Source organism: Rhodococcus sp. NPDC004095, assembly GCF_053604015.1.
The window spans coordinates 313,230-329,014 of the sequence record NZ_JBSGGS010000007.1; the positions used below are offsets into that span (position 1 = coordinate 313,230).

15 protein-coding genes and 1 pseudogene are annotated in these 15,785 nt (G+C 71.1%); 12 read left to right on the plus strand and 4 right to left on the minus strand.

All coding sequences use genetic code 11. From position 1 onward, the window contains the following. The first annotated feature begins 10 nt into the window (after nt 1-10). Nucleotides 11-622 (plus strand): TetR/AcrR family transcriptional regulator, encoded by a 612-nt coding sequence (locus tag ACWEPG_RS16335; RefSeq protein WP_450115391.1) that lies wholly within the window; start codon nt 11-13, stop codon nt 620-622. 69 nt (nt 623-691) lie between these two features. Beyond that, a complete protein-coding gene (gene purB / locus ACWEPG_RS16340) occupies nt 692-2,113 on the plus strand; it encodes an adenylosuccinate lyase (RefSeq protein WP_452594798.1) in 1,422 nt (473 codons plus the stop codon). Nucleotides 2,114-2,174: 61 nt separating this feature from the next. Here the strand turns inward: purB and ACWEPG_RS16345 are convergent, their stop codons facing one another. Next, a complete protein-coding gene (locus ACWEPG_RS16345) occupies nt 2,175-2,594 on the minus strand; it encodes a MarR family winged helix-turn-helix transcriptional regulator (protein ID WP_450115389.1) in 420 nt (139 codons plus the stop codon). 132 nt (nt 2,595-2,726) lie between these two features. Between ACWEPG_RS16345 and ACWEPG_RS16350 the strand changes: the two genes are divergently transcribed. Further along, on the plus strand, nt 2,727-4,625 hold the full coding sequence (locus ACWEPG_RS16350; RefSeq protein WP_452594799.1) for an ABC transporter ATP-binding protein: 1,899 nt from the start codon (nt 2,727-2,729) through the stop codon (nt 4,623-4,625). Here the strand turns inward: ACWEPG_RS16350 and ACWEPG_RS16355 are convergent. Continuing rightward, nucleotides 4,545-5,954 (minus strand): annotated as a pseudogene (locus tag ACWEPG_RS16355) (FAD-dependent oxidoreductase); the annotation flags it as partial. The gene ACWEPG_RS16350 and the pseudogene ACWEPG_RS16355 sit on opposite strands and share 81 nt — an antisense overlap. A gap of 158 nt (nt 5,955-6,112) precedes the next feature. Here ACWEPG_RS16355 and ACWEPG_RS16360 point away from each other — a divergent pair. The 3 genes from ACWEPG_RS16360 to ACWEPG_RS16370 all read left to right on the plus strand — a co-directional run bounded on the left by ACWEPG_RS16360 (nt 6,113) and on the right by ACWEPG_RS16370 (nt 8,395). After that, nucleotides 6,113-6,565: an HIT family protein gene (locus ACWEPG_RS16360; RefSeq protein ID WP_450115388.1), complete on the plus strand. Its 453-nt coding sequence runs from the start codon at nt 6,113-6,115 to the stop codon at nt 6,563-6,565. Nucleotides 6,566-6,623: 58 nt separating this feature from the next. Continuing rightward, nucleotides 6,624-7,304 (plus strand): PaaI family thioesterase, encoded by a 681-nt coding sequence (locus ACWEPG_RS16365; RefSeq protein WP_452594800.1) that lies wholly within the window; start codon nt 6,624-6,626, stop codon nt 7,302-7,304. A 101-nt stretch (nt 7,305-7,405) separates the two neighbouring features. Then, nucleotides 7,406-8,395: a pyridoxal-phosphate dependent enzyme gene (locus ACWEPG_RS16370; RefSeq protein ID WP_452594801.1), complete on the plus strand. Its 990-nt coding sequence runs from the start codon at nt 7,406-7,408 to the stop codon at nt 8,393-8,395. Between the two features lie 10 nt (nt 8,396-8,405). On the opposite strand, the gene ACWEPG_RS16375 is transcribed toward ACWEPG_RS16370, so the two are convergent. Together ACWEPG_RS16375 and ACWEPG_RS16380 are read right to left on the minus strand one after the other, a co-directional pair. Further along, on the minus strand, nt 8,406-8,750 hold the full coding sequence (locus ACWEPG_RS16375) for a SelT/SelW/SelH family protein (RefSeq protein WP_452594802.1): 345 nt from the start codon (nt 8,748-8,750) through the stop codon (nt 8,406-8,408). A 5-nt stretch (nt 8,751-8,755) separates the two neighbouring features. Further along, entirely contained in the window at nt 8,756-10,177 is a 1,422-nt protein-coding gene (locus tag ACWEPG_RS16380) for an MDR family MFS transporter (RefSeq protein WP_450115384.1), read from the minus strand. 37 nt (nt 10,178-10,214) lie between these two features. On the opposite strand from ACWEPG_RS16380, the gene ACWEPG_RS16385 reads away from it, so the two are divergent. The 6 genes from ACWEPG_RS16385 (at nt 10,215) to ACWEPG_RS16410 (ending at nt 15,781) form a co-directional block, all read left to right on the plus strand. Then, on the plus strand, nt 10,215-11,096 hold the full coding sequence (locus tag ACWEPG_RS16385; protein ID WP_450115383.1) for a phosphoribosylaminoimidazolesuccinocarboxamide synthase: 882 nt from the start codon (nt 10,215-10,217) through the stop codon (nt 11,094-11,096). A gap of 78 nt (nt 11,097-11,174) precedes the next feature. Then, the gene (locus tag ACWEPG_RS16390; RefSeq protein ID WP_452594803.1) at nt 11,175-13,295 is read left to right on the plus strand and encodes a S9 family peptidase; all 2,121 of its coding nucleotides are present in this window, start codon (nt 11,175-11,177) and stop codon (nt 13,293-13,295) included. Between the two features lie 61 nt (nt 13,296-13,356). After that, nucleotides 13,357-14,322 carry a class 1b ribonucleoside-diphosphate reductase subunit beta gene (gene nrdF, locus ACWEPG_RS16395; protein WP_450115381.1) on the plus strand — a complete coding sequence of 322 codons (966 nt, stop codon included), beginning with the start codon at nt 13,357-13,359 and terminating at the stop codon, nt 14,320-14,322. Continuing rightward, a complete protein-coding gene (locus ACWEPG_RS16400; RefSeq protein WP_452594804.1) occupies nt 14,319-14,471 on the plus strand; it encodes a hypothetical protein in 153 nt (50 codons plus the stop codon). Before nrdF ends, ACWEPG_RS16400 begins: the two co-directional genes overlap by 4 nt. Nucleotides 14,472-14,491: 20 nt before the next feature. Next, the gene (locus tag ACWEPG_RS16405; protein ID WP_450115379.1) at nt 14,492-14,977 is read left to right on the plus strand and encodes a glutathione peroxidase; all 486 of its coding nucleotides are present in this window, start codon (nt 14,492-14,494) and stop codon (nt 14,975-14,977) included. A gap of 99 nt (nt 14,978-15,076) precedes the next feature. Beyond that, entirely contained in the window at nt 15,077-15,781 is a 705-nt protein-coding gene (locus ACWEPG_RS16410) for a DUF2334 domain-containing protein (protein ID WP_452594805.1), read from the plus strand. Nucleotides 15,782-15,785: the final 4 nt, after the last annotated feature.

Consider the following 15,785-nt stretch of genomic DNA (forward strand, 5'->3'; position numbering starts at 1 on the left):
AAATGACCCGGTGACTGCTGCGGCGACTCCGAAGGGCGAGCGTCGACGGCTCGCGCTCGTCGACGCGGCCGCCGACCTCCTCGTCGAGGGCGGCTTCGATGCCGTCCGGCACCGCGCGGTCGCGGCCCGGGCGGGGGTGCCGTTGGCGTCGACCACCTACTACTTCGCCTCCCTGCACGACCTGACGGCCGCCGCCGTCGAACGGTGCGGCGCGCGCGAGCTCGATGTCATGCAGGCGCGGATCGACGAGGTGTCGTCGTGCTCCCGTGGCGTCGAGGCGACGGTGGAACTGATCGTCGACATGCTCGTCGGCGTGTTCGAGGAGGGGAAGGGCGGTCACGCCCAACTGGTCAACCGGTACGAACGGTTCGTCGCGTTCGCGCGGCATCCGGAACTGAGGGAGGTCCAGCGGAGGCTGCGATCCGACCTCGACGCGCTGATCGTGCTGGTGCTGCACCGCTCCGGCCGCGAGGTGCACCGGGAAGGGTTGCGGCGGCTCGTGTACGTGGTCGACGGTGCCGTCGTCGGTGCACTGAGCGAGGGCGACCCCGACCCGAAGGCACTCGCCCGCGAGATGTTGTCGCAGGTGATCGACATCGTCGCGCCGTCCGTCGCGGTGTAATCGTCCGCGGCGGCCCCCAGTCCCGGCCGTGCACTCGGAGTCCGGGGCGGGGCCGTAAACTGGGTGTCCGTGAGCCGCATCCCGAACGTCCTTGCCACCCGCTACGCCAGCCCGGAGCTGAAGGCGCTGTGGTCGCCCGAGCACAAGATCGTCCTCGAGCGTCAGCTGTGGCTGGCCGTCCTGCGGGCGCAGGCCGAACTCGGCATCGAGGTGCCCGCCGAGGCGCTCGCCGACTACGAGCGGGTGATCGAGAAGGTCGACCTGGACTCCATCGCCGCCCGCGAGCGCATCACCCGGCACGACGTGAAGGCCCGCATCGAGGAGTTCAACGCCCTGGCCGGCCACGAGCACGTGCACAAGGGCATGACCAGCCGCGACCTCACCGAGAACGTCGAGCAGCTGCAGGTCCTGCGGTCGCTGGAGCACGTCCACGCGCATGGTGTCGCGGTCGCGGCGCGGCTCGGCGAGAAGGCCGCCGAGTACTCGGCTCGGGTGATGGCCGGTCGCAGCCACAACGTCGCCGCGCAGGCGACGACCCTCGGCAAGCGGTTCGCGTCCGCCGCCGACGAGCTGCTCGTCGCGCTGACCCGGCTGCGGGAACTGATCGACCGGTACCCGCTGCGCGGGATCAAGGGCCCGATGGGCACCGCGCAGGACATGCTCGACCTGCTCGACGGCGACACCGAGAAGCTCGAGTTCCTCGAGGCGAAGGTCGCCGAACACCTCGGCTTCGCGCACGTGCTGACCAGCGTCGGCCAGGTGTACCCGCGGTCGCTCGACCACGACGTGCTGTCCGCGCTCGTGCAGGTCGGCGCCGGGCCGTCGTCGTTCGCGCACACGATCCGGCTGATGGCCGGGCACGAGCTGGTCACCGAGGGCTTCCAGCCCGGCCAGGTCGGCAGCTCCGCGATGCCGCACAAGATGAACACCCGTTCCTGCGAGCGCGTCAACGGCCTGCAGGTCGTGCTGCGCGGCTACGCCTCGATGGCCGCCGAGCTGGCGGGCGCGCAGTGGAACGAGGGCGATGTGTTCTGCTCCGTCGTCCGCCGTGTCGCGCTGCCGGACGCGTTCTTCGCGATCGACGGGCAGATCGAGACCTTCCTGACCGTGCTCGACGAGTTCGGCGCCTACCCGGCGGTGATCGAGAAGGAGCTCACCCGCTACCTGCCGTTCCTGGCGACCACCAAGGTGCTGATGGCGGCGGTTCGCGCCGGTGTCGGCCGCGAGACCGCGCACGAGGTCATCAAGGAGCACGCGGTCGCGGTCGCGCTGGCGATGCGCGAGGAGGGCCGCGAGCCCGACCTGCTCGACCGGCTCGCCGCCGACGACCGGCTGCCGCTGGACCGCGCCGCCCTCGACGCGGCGCTCGCCGACAAGTCGGCGTTCATCGGTGCCGCCGAGGCGCAGGTCGCCTCGGTCGTGCGCCGGGTCGAGCTGCTCGTCGAGCAGTACCCGGACGCGGCCGGCTACAAGCCGTCCCCGATCCTGTAGCGGCTTCGCCGCCTGCGCGCGAGTTCGGTAGCCAGAGTCACCGAACTCGCGCACAGGCGCGTCAGCGCAATTTGCCGAGGATGCGGCGCAGCTCGGCGCGGTCGTGGTCGTCGAGGGCGGCGAAGTAGTCGTCGGCGTCGGCGTCGCGGGCCTGCTGCAGGTCGCGCACGGTCCGCCGCCCGTCCTCGGTCAGCTGCACGCACGTCGCCCGGCGGTCGAGTGCGTCGGGGATCCGCTCGACGAGGCCGCGGTCCTGGAGCCGGTCGACGACCTCCGTCGCGGACCGCGGCGCGATGCGCAGCGCCTTCGCGACGTCGCCGAGCCGGGGTGCCGGGTCGGTACCGTGGCCGATCGCGTGCAGCGCGCGGTACTCGTGCGGGGAGAGCTGCCACGGTTCGAGGGCGGCCACCCAGCGCCGGCGCAGGCCCCGCGCGGTCGACATCACGAGGTCCCGCAGCGTGTCGGGACGGTCGGTGATCATGGTGATTCACCCTACAGCCACTTGACGGTTGCCTCATAGTGAGGCAACCTCAGTATGTCTTACCCCGACACTTCGAGAGGGGTGGTTGTATTGACAAGCCCCCACTTTGGCGGACCCGGACCGGGCCGCCAGATGAAGATCGACCCCGCCGATCGCGCCCAACTGGCCGAGAAGCCGGTGAGCCTGCGCCGGATCGGCGCCCTCTTCACCCCCTACCGCACCCAGATCGCCGTCGTCGTCGCGCTCATCGTCGCGTCCTCGGTGATCACCCTCGCCAACCCGTTCCTCGTGCGCGCCGTCATCGACCGCGCCATCCCGCAACAGGACGTGCCGCTGTTGGTCTGGGCCGTGATCGCGATGCTCGCCGTCACCGTCGCAGGCTCGGTGCTCGGCGTCGTCCAGACCTGGCTCTCCACCACCGTCGGCCAGCGCATCATGCACGGCCTGCGCACCGACGTCTTCACCCACCTGCAGCGCCAGTCCCTGGGCTTCTTCACCCGCACCCGCGGCGGCGAGATCCAGTCCCGCCTCACCAACGACATCGGCGGCATGCAGACCGTCGTCACCTCCACCGCCACCTCCATCGCCTCGAACGTGACCACCGTCGTCGGCACCGCGGTCGCGATGGCGGTGCTCAGCTGGCGGCTGTCGCTGCTGTCGCTGATCGTGCTGCCGCCCGCGATCTGGCTCACCCGCCGCGTCGCCCGGATGCGCCGCGAGATCACCACGCAGCGCCAGCGCACCCTCGCCGACATGCAGACGCAGATCGAGGAGTCGCTGTCCATCAGCGGCGTCCAGCTCGGCAAGACCCTCGGCAACGGCCCCGCCATGTCGCAGCGATTCGCCGACACCTCCGCGCACCTGTCCGACCTCGAGGTCCGCTCCCAGCTTTCCGGCCGCTGGCGGATGGCCACGATGAACATCGTCTTCGCCGCCATCCCCGCGCTGCTGTACCTCGTCGCCGGCCTGCCCGCGACCTCCGGTGGCATGTCGATCGGCACCCTGGTCGCGTTCACCGGCCTGCAGGGGGCGCTGTTCCGGCCGTTGATGAGCCTGCTCGACGTCGGCGTCTCGGTGACCAGCTCGCTGGCCCTGTTCAGCCGGATCTTCGAGTACCTGGACCTGCCCGTCGAGATCGACGATCCCGAGCGGCCCGTCCCGATGCCCCGCGACGCGGTGGCGGGCACCGTCCGCTTCGAGGATGTCGTCCTGCGCTACCCGGGCGCCGACCGCGACGCCGTCGATCACGTCTCGATCACCGCCGCGGCCGGCAGCTCGCTGGCGCTGGTCGGTGAGACCGGTTCCGGCAAGACGACTCTCGCGTCGATGGTGGCCCGGCTGCACGACCCGACGTCGGGCCGGGTGACCGTCGACGGCGTCGACCTGCGCGACATCACGCTCGCCGAACTGTCCGAACTGGTCGGCGTCGTCTCCCAGGAGACCTACCTGCTGCACGCAACCATCCGCGACAACCTGCGGCACGCCCGCCCGGACGCCACGGACGCGCAGATCGAGGACGCGGCCCGCGCCGCCCAGGTGCACGACCTGATCGTCTCCCTGCCCGACGGCTACGACACCATGGTCGGCGCCCGCGGTCACCGGTTCTCCGGTGGCGAGAAGCAGCGCCTGGCGATCGCCCGCACCCTGCTGCGGGACCCGAAGATCCTGGTCCTCGACGAGGCGACCAGTGCCCTGGACAACGAGACCGAGGCCGCCGTCCAGCGCGCCCTCGACACCGTCAGCCGGGGTCGCACCACGATCACCATCGCGCACCGGCTCTCCACGGTCCGGGGCGCCGACCAGATCGTCGTCCTCGACCACGGCCGGGTGGCCGAGAGCGGCAGTCACGACGACCTGGTCGCCCGCGGTGGTTCGTACGCGGCGCTACTCGCTCGCGGCGACACCCGCGCGGCGGCCGAAGAACGTGCCGTCGCCCAGCGAGGTGCCGCTGATGTAGCCCCACGAGTGCAGGCCCGACGTCGCGCGGCCGGCCGCGAAGAGTCCCGGGATCGGGTCGCCGTCGAGGTCTAGGACGCGCCCGTCGACGGTGGTGCGCAGGCCGCCGATCGTGAACACCTCGGCGCCGCCGCCCCCGGTGCCGCCGTCGCCGTACTCCGGGGGCGCCATGCCGCGGCGGACGTCGATCGCGGCGAACGGCGACTGCAGCGGGCGCAGCCAGCGCGAGGACTTGCGGAAGTAGGGGTCCTCGCCGTGCTCGGCGTACCGGTTGTACTCGCCGACGGTGGTCTGCAGCGCGCCCTCGGGCATCCCGATCTCGCGCTCGAGCTCCTCGAGGGTCTCGGCGACGAAATGCGGTTGCACGCCCCAGCGTTCGTCGACCGGGATCTCCTCGTACGCCTGCTCGTCGAGGATCACCCACACCTGCAGGTTGTGCTTGAACAGGGCCGCCTGCCCCACCAGGCCGGGGTAGACGTCCTCGTTGATGAACCGCTGACCGACGCTGTTGACGATCATGCCGCGCACCATCATTCCCGGCACCAGCGAGATGCCGACCTGACCGGCGGACATGTGCTTGACCGCCGCGCCGACGCCCTGCGCCATCACGATGCCGCGGCCGTCGTCGCCGCCGTCGGAGTTGACGCCCAGCCCCACCAGCTGCGGGGCGTGCTGGGCGAGCATCTCCTTGTTGTCGGCGAATCCGCCGGTCGTGACGATCACGCCGCGGCGGGCGCGGTAGGTGACGGTGTCGTTGAAGTGCCGGGCCACGACGCCGACCACGCGGCCGTCCTCGACGATCAGCCGCAGCGCGGTGGTGTCGGTGTGGACCGCGACGTCGGTCTTGGCGACGGCCTCGCCGAGCACCGCCATCAGCACCTTGCCGCCGAAGCCGTCGGACGTGACGCGGTGCCCGCGCGGTGCGGGCTCGGCGATCTCGTGGAACGGGTAGGCGTTCTCGCCCATCCACATCAGGCCGTCGTCGGTCGGCGGCACCCACGTCGGCGAATCCCACAGCGACGGCTTGAACGGCACGCCGTTGTCGACGAGCCACTGGAAGTGGGCGACGCTCTCGCGGCTGTAGAGGCCCACCTTCTCCTGGTCGGCGTCCGGGCCGAGCGCGGCGAGCAGGAACTTCTCCATGTCCTCGGCGGTGTCGGTGAATCCGCACGCCTCCTGGATCGGGGTGCCGCCGCCGAGGTACATCTCGCCACCGGACAGCGCCGACGAACCGCCACCACCGCTCTGTCGTTCCAGCAGCACGACGTCGGCTCCCGCGGCGTTCGCCTCGAGCGCGGCGGAGGCGCCGGCGCAGCCGTAACCGATGATCAGGACGTCGGTTTCGTGGTCGTAGGTGTCGATCTCGGCAGCGTCGATCGGTGTGACAGGTACGCGTGCGCTCATCGGGTTCTCCTGTGGTCGACACCGGACATCGGTGTGGTGCCGGTCACGCTAGGTCCGCCGGGTCGGGTCGGGAAGGCGGTTGCCCGTTGGACGGGACGGGTGCCCAATTCTCTTGGGTCGACGGAACTTCGGCTTTCGCGTCGATAACATCGACGAGCATGACCCCCTGCGTCTTCTGTGCCATCGTCGCCCGCACGGCCGAGGCCAGCATCGTCCACGAGGACGAGCACACCGTCGCGTTCATGGACATCCGGCCCTTCACCCCGGGGCACCTGCTGGTGGTCCCGAAGGCGCACGCGTCCGGGCTGGCCGAGCTGGACCCGGAGGACGGACGCCGGGTGTTCGCGGTCGGGCAGCGGATCGCCACGGCCCTGCGGGACGGCGGAACCCGGATCCCCGGCGAACCCGAGGACGGCCCGCGCGCCGACGGCGTCAACCTCTTCCTCGCCGACGGCGTCGCCGCGGGGCAGGAGGTGTTCCACGTGCACCTGCACGTCATCCCGCGCAGCGGCGGTGACGGCTTCGGGCTACGGGGTCGCCCGACGATGCCGCGCCGCGACGACCTCGACTATCTCGCCGGCACCATCCGGCGACGCCTCGCGGACGGTTGACCATCCGTACGTATGTAGCATGCACATTGCGTGTAGTGCGGAACCAGAGCGAGGCAACGTGACCGAATCGATTCCCGACCAGCGACTTCTCTACGTCAGCGACAACCTGTCCGACGAGGAGATCCAGCGCCAGGTCGACCTCTACGGTCCGTTGACCGACAGCGTCCGCGCCCTGATCGCGGCCACCGTGCAAACCGAGGTCGAGGACCCGGACGTCCGGCGCGCCCGCGAACTCGTCGAGGAGGCCACGGCGCTGCTGCGGCGCAAGGCGATCCCCGGCCCCTACGGCGTCCGCTGGGGCGCCTCGGGCTGGAAGCGGGGCTGGGGCAACGCCGCCGACGGCCTGCGGAACCCCGTCGCGCCGCCGCTCGAACTCCACTACGACGCGGACGGCCGCGTCTGGGCCGACTTCCGCCTCGGACCGCAGTACGAGGGCCCGGCCGGGCTCACCCACGGCGGCGTCAGCGCGCTGATCCTCGACCAGCTCCTCGGGGACACCGCGGTCGCCGCAGGCCGCCCCGGCATGACCGGGACACTCACGCTGCGTTACCGGCGCCCGACACCACTGGGCGACCTGCACGCCGAGGCCCGCTTCGATCGGATCGACGGCGTCAAGGCGTTCGTGAGGGGACACATCGCCGACGCCGAGGGCGTCACCGTCGAGGCCGAGGGCATCTTCATCCTGCCGCGCTGGGCGCGCGAGGCGGTTACGGATCAGACCGCGTCGACCGCAGGCTGAACCGCCGACGTCGGCGCGGCGGGTTGCGTAATCTGCGCGGATGCACGGACCGCGAATGCTCGGACCTCGAATGCACGGACGACGAGAAGCGCGCCGACGTCATGGGTGACGCTCGCCCCGAACTGCATCGCCGCTACCCGGAGCTCGCCGCGACGCTGCCGCACCTGCGGCTCGGATCGCGGCCGACACCGCTGACCCGGCTGGACGGTCTCGGTGACCGAAACCGCTTGTGGTGCAAGGACGACAGTGGGTTCGGCGACGGCGGCTGGGGCGGCAACAAGATACGCAAGCTGGAATGGATCCTGCCCGACGTCGCGGCCCGGGGTTCGCGCCGGATCCTCACCGTCGGGGCGCTGGGCACCAACTGGGGGCTCGCGACGGCGCTGTACGCGCGCGAGCAGGGCGTCGACACCGCGCTGGCCCTCGTCGACCAGCCGGTGGACGAGCACGTTCGGGCACAGCTCGCGCGTCTGCACGCCTCCGGGGCGACGGTGCACCGGACCCACACAAAGGCCCGCACGATCGCGGCCGCCCCCTGGCTGTTCGCCCGGAACGGGCTCCCGTACTACCTGCCCGCCGGCGGATCGACCCCGATCGGGACCCTGGGCTACGTCGACGCCGCGCTGGAACTGGTCGCGCAGGTCGACCGCGGCGAGATGCCGGAGCCCGCGGCCGTGGTCACCGCGGTCGGGTCCGGTGGCACCGCGGCCGGGTTGCTGCTCGGCCTGCGGCTCGCCGGCCTGCACACCCGGGTGGTCGCGGTCGTGGTCAATGACACCCTGCCGCTGGCGGAGGGCAATCTGATCGGGCTCGCGCGCCGCACCGAGCGGCTGCTGCGCAGCCGCGGCGCCCGGCTCGGTGCGGTCGACTTCGCGCCCGGATCGTTGGTCGTCACCCGGCGTTGGCTCGGGCCGGGATACGGCCACCCGACGGTCGAGGCTGCCGCCGCCGAGCGGGTCGCGGCCGCGGCCGGGCTCACACTCGATCCGGTGTACACCGCCAAGGCCTTCGCCGCCGCGATCGCCCTCGACCGGCACCCGATGTTCGGGGACGCGCCGATCGTGTTCGTCGACACGTACGGACCGCGCTGAGCGTCGTCGCTCAGCCCTGCGGGTCCGGCAGTCCCGTCGCGGCGCGACCCGTGCGCGGGTCCCGCGGGCGGTCGGCGTGGCCGAGGTCCCGGCCCGGATCGATGACGTCACGGACCCGCTGCTTGAGGACCTTCGCCTCCGGGAAGCCGCCGTCGCGGGACCGGTCCCACACGACGGCGCCGTCGACCTCGACCAGGAAGACGCCGCCCGTGCCGGGGACCAGGGCCACCTCGCCGAGGTCGGTGCCGAACGTGCTCAGCAGTTCCTGCGCCATCCACGCCGCCCGCAGCAGCCACTGGCACTGCGTGCAGTACGTGATGCGCACCCTCGCCCGATGTGCCTCCGGGGATCCCATGACCCTCAGCCTGCCAAATCGGGGGAGCGCACACGACTCGGCATGAACGCCGCCGCCACCAGAATCACCGCCGCGGTCGCGGTCACGGCCAGGAACACCAGGTGCAGTGCGCCCGACAACTGTTCCGGTGCCGGGGTGTCGGTTCCGTCCAGCCGGGCGTTGACGATCGCGCCGAACGCCGCCACCCCGACCGCGCTGCCGATCGACCGGGCGAACATGTTCGTCGAGGTGACGACACCGCGCTGCGACCAGTCCACGCTGGACTGCGCGGCGATCAGCGTCGGGCTCGACACCAGGCCCATGCCCGCGCCGATCACGAAGCAGATCACCGCCACCTCCCATACCCGCGACCCGGCGTCCAGGCCGGTCGTCAGCGCCATACCCGCGACTGCCGCGGCCGCGCCGATCAGCGCGGTGACGCGGAAACCGACGCGCAGATACAGCCGGCCTGCGAGTGAGGCGGAGATGGGCCAGCCGATCGTCAGGGTGGCGAGCGCGAATCCGGCGACCAGCGCGCCGGTACCGAGCACACCCTGCACGAACGTCGGCACGTACGACGTCAGGCCCATGATGATCGCGCCGACCGCGGCCGAGATCGTGCTGCTGACCACCAGCACCCGGCGGGTGAGCACCCACGGCGGCAGGATCGGGTCCGCGGCGCGCCGCTCGACCACCGCGAACGCCACCAGCAGCGCCGCACCGCTCCCGAACACCGCGATCGACGCCGGCGCCCCCCACGCCCACGCCTGCCCGCCCTCGAGCAGGCCGAGGATCACCAGGGCCGCGCCGCCGGTCAGCAGCACCGCGCCGAGATAGTCGATCCGGGGCCGGTCGCGGCGCGGCTGCTCGGAGAAGTGCCGCTGCAGCGCCCACGCGGCGACCGCGCACAGCGGCACGTTGACCAGGAAAATCCACCGCCACGACAGGTACTCGGAGAACACCCCGCCGAGCGTCGGCCCGACCACCGCGGAGATGCCCCACACACTGGCGAGGTAGCCCTGGGCCTTCGCGCGTTCGGCGAGGGTGTAGATGTCGCCGGCGATGGTCAGGCTCATCGGCTGCACCGCGCCGGCGCCGAGACCCTGGATCGCCCGGAACGCGATCAGCGCCGGCATCGACCACGCCAGGCCGCACAGCACCGAACCCAGGCAGAACGACGCGATGCCGAACAGCATCACCGGCTTGCGGCCGAACAGGTCGGCGAGCTTGCCGTAGATCGGCACCGAGACCGCCTGCGCGAGCAGATAGATCGAGAACAGCCACGGGAACTGGCCGAAGCCGCCGAGGTCGCGGACGATGGTCAGCACCGCGGTCGCGATGACCGTGGAGTCCAGCGCGACCAGCGCGGTGGTCAGCATCAGCGACGCCAGGACGGGGCCGCGTTCCGAACGCAGCCCGATGTCGCGTCTGTCGATCTCGATTGCCATCTGATCGAGTATCGGGCAGACCCGATAGGGTTGGCCCGTGCGCCCCTCACTCTCCGACTACACCCACCTGGCCGGCGGCAAGGTCCGCGACCTCTACACCATCGACGACGAGCACCTGCTGCTCGTCGCCAGCGACCGGATCTCCGCCTACGACCACATCCTGAGCACCCCGATCCCCGACAAGGGCCGGGTGCTCACCGCGATGAGCGTGTTCTTCTTCAACCGGCTGACCGCGCACAACCACCTGGCCGGGCCGCCGGACGACGAGCGCATCCCGGAGGAGGTGCTCGGCCGCGCGCTGGTGGTCAAGAAGCTGAACATGGTGCCCGTCGAGTGCGTGGCCCGCGGCTACCTCACCGGGTCGGGGCTGGCGGACTACCAGCGCACCGGCGCGGTGTGCGGCGTCGAGCTGCCCGAGGGTCTCGTCGAGGCGTCGCAGCTGCCTGAGCCGATCTTCACCCCCGCGACCAAGGCCGCGCTCGGTGACCACGACGAGAACGTCGACTTCGCCACCATCGTCGATCAGCTCGGTCAGAACCTCGCGTTCAAGCTGCGCGAGGACACCCTCGACATCTACTCCCGCGCCGCGATCTTCGCCGGTGAGCGGGGAATCATCCTGGCGGACACCAAGTTCGAGTTCGGCATCGACGCCGACGGCAACCTGGTGCTCGCCGACGAGGTGCTCACCCCCGACTCCTCGCGGTATTGGCCCGCGGAGGGCTACGAGGCGGGCAAGGTGCAGCCCAGCTTCGACAAGCAGTTCGTCCGGGACTGGCTCACCGGGCCGGACTCCGGCTGGGACCGCGCCTCCGACACGCCCCCGCCGCCGCTGCCGCAGGACATCATCGACGCCACCCGCTCCCGCTACATCGAGGCATACGAGCGGATCTCCGGACTGTCCTTCGCCGACTGGCTCTAAAGGACAGTCCCGGCCGCACTCGGGGCGCGCCCGGGGCGCGCCCACGGCGACCGGGGGACAGCGCATAGGGTGGGCGGCATGAGTTCGCCCGTCGCTGCGCCTCCGGTCGCGAAGAAGGTTCCCCAGCCGCGCACCCACCACGGCGACACGTTCGTCGACAACTACGAGTGGTTGCGGGACAAGAGCGACCCCGAGGTCGTCGCATATCTCGAGGCCGAGAACGCCCACACCGAGGCGCAGACCGAGCACCTGGCGCCGCTGCGGGAGTCGATCTTCGGGGAGATCAAGTCCCGCACCCAGGAGACCGACCTGTCGGTGCCGTCCCGGATGGGGCAGTGGTGGTACTACGCCCGTTCGTTCGAGGGCAAGCAGTACGGGGTGCACTGCCGCTGCCCGATCGCCGGGCCCGACGACTGGACGCCGCCGGTCCTCGCCGCGGACACCGACATCGAGGGCGAGCAGGTGCTGCTCGACGGCAACGAGCTCGCCGAGGGTCACGACTTCTTCGCGCTCGGCGCGATGTCGGTGACCCTGGACGGCACCCTGCTCGCGTACTCCGTCGACACCGCAGGCGACGAGCGCTACCTGCTGAGGTTCAAGAACCTCGACACCGGCGAGCTGCTCGCCGACGAGATCCCCGGCACCGCGCCCGGTGCGACCTGGTCGATGGACAACCGGCACGTCTTCTACCTGACCGTGGACGACGCGTGGCGGCCGGACACCGTCTGGCGGCACGAGCTGGGCACGCCGCAGTCCGCGGACGTGCGCGTCTTCCACGAGCCCGACGAGCGGTACTGGGTCGGCTTCGGATCCACCCGGAGCGAGAAGTACCTGACCGTGTGGCTCGGCTCGAAGATCACCTCCGAGATCTGGTACCTCGAATCCGCGAACCCCGAGGGCGAATTCACCGTCGTACTGCCCCGCGAGGAGGGCGTCGAGTACGCCGTCGAGCACGCCGTGGTCGGCGGTGAGGACCGGTTCCTGATCCTGCACAACGGGATCGTGGACGGGGTCAAGGCGGAGAACTTCACCCTCGTCGACGCCCCGGTCGCCGATCCGACCGAGCAGCGAACCCTGATCGCCCACCGCGCCGACGTCCGCCTCGAGGACGTCGACGCGTTCGCCGGTCACCTGGTGGTCAGCTATCGGCGGGAGGCGCTGACCCGACTCGCGGTGTGGCCGCTCACCGACTCCGGGTACGGCGATCTGCGTGAGCTCGAGTTCGGCGAGGAGCTGTACTCGGTCGGCGCCGGGTCCAACCCGGAGTGGGAAAGCCCGCTGCTGCGAATGGGATACACGTCCTTCATCACGCCGAGCCGGGTCTACGACTACGAGATCGCGACCGGGACGCTGCTGCTGCGGAAGGAGCAGCCGGTGCTGGGCGGGTACGACCCCGCCGACTACGAGCAGCACCGCGACTGGGCCACCGCGGAGGACGGCACCCGGGTCCCGATCTCGCTGGTGCGGCGCCGCGGCGGCGATGACCCCGCGCCGCTGCTGCTGTACGGGTACGGCTCCTACGAGGCCAGCACCGACCCCGGATTCTCGGTGGCCCGGCTGTCGCTGCTCGACCGCGGCGTGGTGTTCGCGGTGGCGCACGTGCGCGGAGGCGGCGAGATGGGCCGGCACTGGTACGACAACGGCAAGATGCTGTCGAAGAAGAACACCTTCACCGACTTCGTCGCCTGCGCACGGCATCTCGTCGACACCGGGCGCACGACGCCGCAGCAGATGGTGGCCGACGGCGGCAGCGCGGGCGGGTTGCTGGTGGGCGCGGTGGCGAACCTGGCGCCCGAGCTGTTCGCCGGGATCCTGGCGAACGTGCCGTTCGTGGACCCGCTCACCTCGATCCTCGATCCGTCCCTGCCGCTGACCGTCATCGAATGGGACGAGTGGGGAAACCCCCTCGCGGACAAGGACGTCTACGACTACATGCGCTCGTACAGCCCGTACGAGAACGTCGGCGCCCACGACTACCCGGCGATCCTCGCGATCACCAGCATCAACGACACGCGGGTGCTGTACGTGGAGCCGGCCAAGTGGGTGGCGCAGCTGCGCGCCACCAAGACCGGCGACTCGCCGCTCCTGCTCAAGACGGAGATGAGCGCCGGCCACGGCGGCGTCAGCGGCCGGTACGAGAAGTGGCGGGAGGTCGCGTTCGAGTACGCCTGGGTGCTCGACACCGTCGGCGCGAGCTGACCGCCGGGCCGACCGGGTCCCTCGACGTCCCCCGGCCACCCCGTCGGGGGACAATGGGGACGTGGCCGCAGGCGCGGGTCGCGCGCACGCGATCGACTGGACCCGGCCGCCCGACCCCACGGACGTGCGGGTGTGGGACCGGCTGACCGGCAACTTCTGGCTGCCCGAACGGGTGGCGCTGTCGAACGACGTGCCCTCGTGGCGGGCCCTCACCGAGACCGAACGCCGGCTGACCATCCGGGTCTTCACCGGCCTGACCCTGCTCGACACCGCACAGGCCACCGTCGGCGCGGTCGCGATGATCGCCGACGCCGGTACCGCACAGGAGGCGGCGGTGCTGACCAACATGGCGTTCATGGAGTCGGTACACGCCAAGAGCTACAGCGCGGTCTTCTCCACCCTGTGCTCGAGCCGGGAGATCGACGAGGCGTTCGACTGGTCCGAACGCAACCTCCACCTGCAGCGCAAGGCGGGCATCGTGCTGGACCACTACCGCGGCGACGACCCGCTGGCCAGGAAGGCCGCCTCCGTCCTGCTGGAGTCGTTCCTGTTCTACTCGGGCTTCTACCTGCCGCTGCGTTTCGTCTCCCGCGGCGTGCTCACCAACACCGGCGATCTGATCCGGCTGATCATGCGAGACGAGGCCGTGCACGGGTTCTACATCGGCCACACCTGCAGGCGGGCGCTGGACCGGGCCGACGGCCGCGTGCGCGCCCGGCACCGCACCTACACCCACGAGCTGCTGCAGGCGCTGTACGACAACGAGGTCGGGTACGCGCACGACCTGTACGACGGAGTCGGCTGGACCGGCGAGGTGCTCCCGTTCATGCGCTTCAACGCGAACCGGGCCCTGGCCAACCTCGGTTACGGCCCGCGGTTCGCGGCGGCCGAGTGCATCGTCCGCCCGGAGATCCTGGCGGCTCTCGACCCGGGGGCGGGAGAGACTCACGACTTCTTCTCCGGCGCGGGCAGTGCGTACGCCCTGCCCACCCCCGAGCCCACGGAGGACTCCGACTGGGAGCGGTGATTCGTCCGGGCCTGCTCGGTCGCGCCGTACGAAGCCCGGGCAAGGTCGTCGCGGTGAAGTTCGGCAACGCCGCCACCCATCGCGCCGCACTGGCCTCCCTCGACTCCATCGACGCGGGCCTGGCGGCACTGCCCGCCGCCCGGGGCTGAGCGCACGTACGGTGGTCGCCATGACGAATCTCCTCGACATCGACATCGACACCCTTGCCGGCGAGGCGACCTCGCTGCGCGCCCTCGGCGGCAAGGCGATCCTGCTGGTCAACGTCGCCTCCAAGTGCGGTCTCACCCCGCAGTACACCGCCCTCGAGCAGCTGGCGAAGGACTACGCCGACCGCGGTCTGACCGTCGTGGGGGTGCCGTGCAACCAGTTCATGGGCCAGGAGCCGGGCACCGCCGAGGAGATCCAGGAGTTCTGCTCGACCACCTACGGCGTCACCTTCCCGCTGCTGGAGAAGATCGACGTCAACGGCGACGACCGGCACCCGCTGTACACGCAGTTGACTCAGGCCGTCGACGCCGAGGGCGCTGCCGGTGACATCCAGTGGAACTTCGAGAAGTTCCTGATCACCGCCGACGGCACCGTCGCGAACCGCTTCCGCCCGCGCACCGAGCCGGACGCCCCCGAGGTCGTGTCGGCCATCGACGCCCTGTTGTAGGCGGCTCCGCCGCTCGTGCGCGGTTCACGGGTCCAGGGACCCACAAACCGCTCACGAGCGCGTCAGCGCCTGTTCATCTTCGGCTGCCAGGCTGACCGCATGGCCGCAACGCTGATCGTGTCGGTGTCGGGGATCAGGGACGAGACCCGGGAACTCGCAGCCGGGTTCGCGGACGAGATGGACGCGCGGGGTGTACCGCTGTCGCTGCTGGTCGCCCCGCGGCTCAAGGACAAATACCGACTCGTACGGGACGAACCGACCCAGGACTGGTTGCGTACCCGCCGGGACGGCGGCGACGCGATCGTGCTGCACGGCTACGACCAGGCCGCCACCAAGAAGCGCCGCGCCGAGTTCGCGGCCCTGCCGCAGCACGAGGCGACGCTGCGCCTGCTCGCCGCCGACCGGGTGATGGAGGAGACGGGACTGCGGACCCGGGCGTTCGCGGCGCCCCGCTGGCAGGCGTCGCAGGGCGCGGTGACGGCGTTGCCGCACACCGGATTCCGGCCGCTCGCCGGGCTCACCGGCATTCACGACCTCGACCGCGGCACCGTCGTGAAGGCGCGGGTGCTCGGCATCGGCGACGGATTCCGTTCGGAACCGTGGCGGTGTCGCGCGCTGGTGCTCGGAGCCGGTCGGACCGCTCGTCGCGGTGGCATCGTCCGGCTCGCGATCTCCGCCAAGCAGCTCGCGCAACCCGGTCCGCGGCAGGCCGTGCTCGACGCGGTCGACCTCGCCCTGCACCACGAGGCCCGCGCCGACACCTATCGCTGGCGGTCGCGCCGGGACGACCTCGAGGTTGCGTAGCCGG

Coding starts and splice junctions, on each gene's coding strand:
- ACWEPG_RS16345 (WP_450115389.1), bottom strand. CDS start 2,594: ATGATCACCGACCGTCCCGACACGCTGCGGGACCTCGTGATGTCGACC.
- ACWEPG_RS16350 (WP_452594799.1), top strand. CDS start 2,727: ATGAAGATCGACCCCGCCGATCGCGCCCAACTGGCCGAGAAGCCGGTG.
- ACWEPG_RS16360 (WP_450115388.1), top strand. CDS start 6,113: ATGACCCCCTGCGTCTTCTGTGCCATCGTCGCCCGCACGGCCGAGGCC.
- ACWEPG_RS16370 (WP_452594801.1), top strand. CDS start 7,406: ATGGGTGACGCTCGCCCCGAACTGCATCGCCGCTACCCGGAGCTCGCC.
- ACWEPG_RS16375 (WP_452594802.1), bottom strand. CDS start 8,750: ATGGGATCCCCGGAGGCACATCGGGCGAGGGTGCGCATCACGTACTGC.
- ACWEPG_RS16380 (WP_450115384.1), bottom strand. CDS start 10,177: ATGGCAATCGAGATCGACAGACGCGACATCGGGCTGCGTTCGGAACGC.
- ACWEPG_RS16390 (WP_452594803.1), top strand. CDS start 11,175: ATGAGTTCGCCCGTCGCTGCGCCTCCGGTCGCGAAGAAGGTTCCCCAG.
- ACWEPG_RS16405 (WP_450115379.1), top strand. CDS start 14,492: ATGACGAATCTCCTCGACATCGACATCGACACCCTTGCCGGCGAGGCG.
- ACWEPG_RS16410 (WP_452594805.1), top strand. CDS start 15,077: ATGGCCGCAACGCTGATCGTGTCGGTGTCGGGGATCAGGGACGAGACC.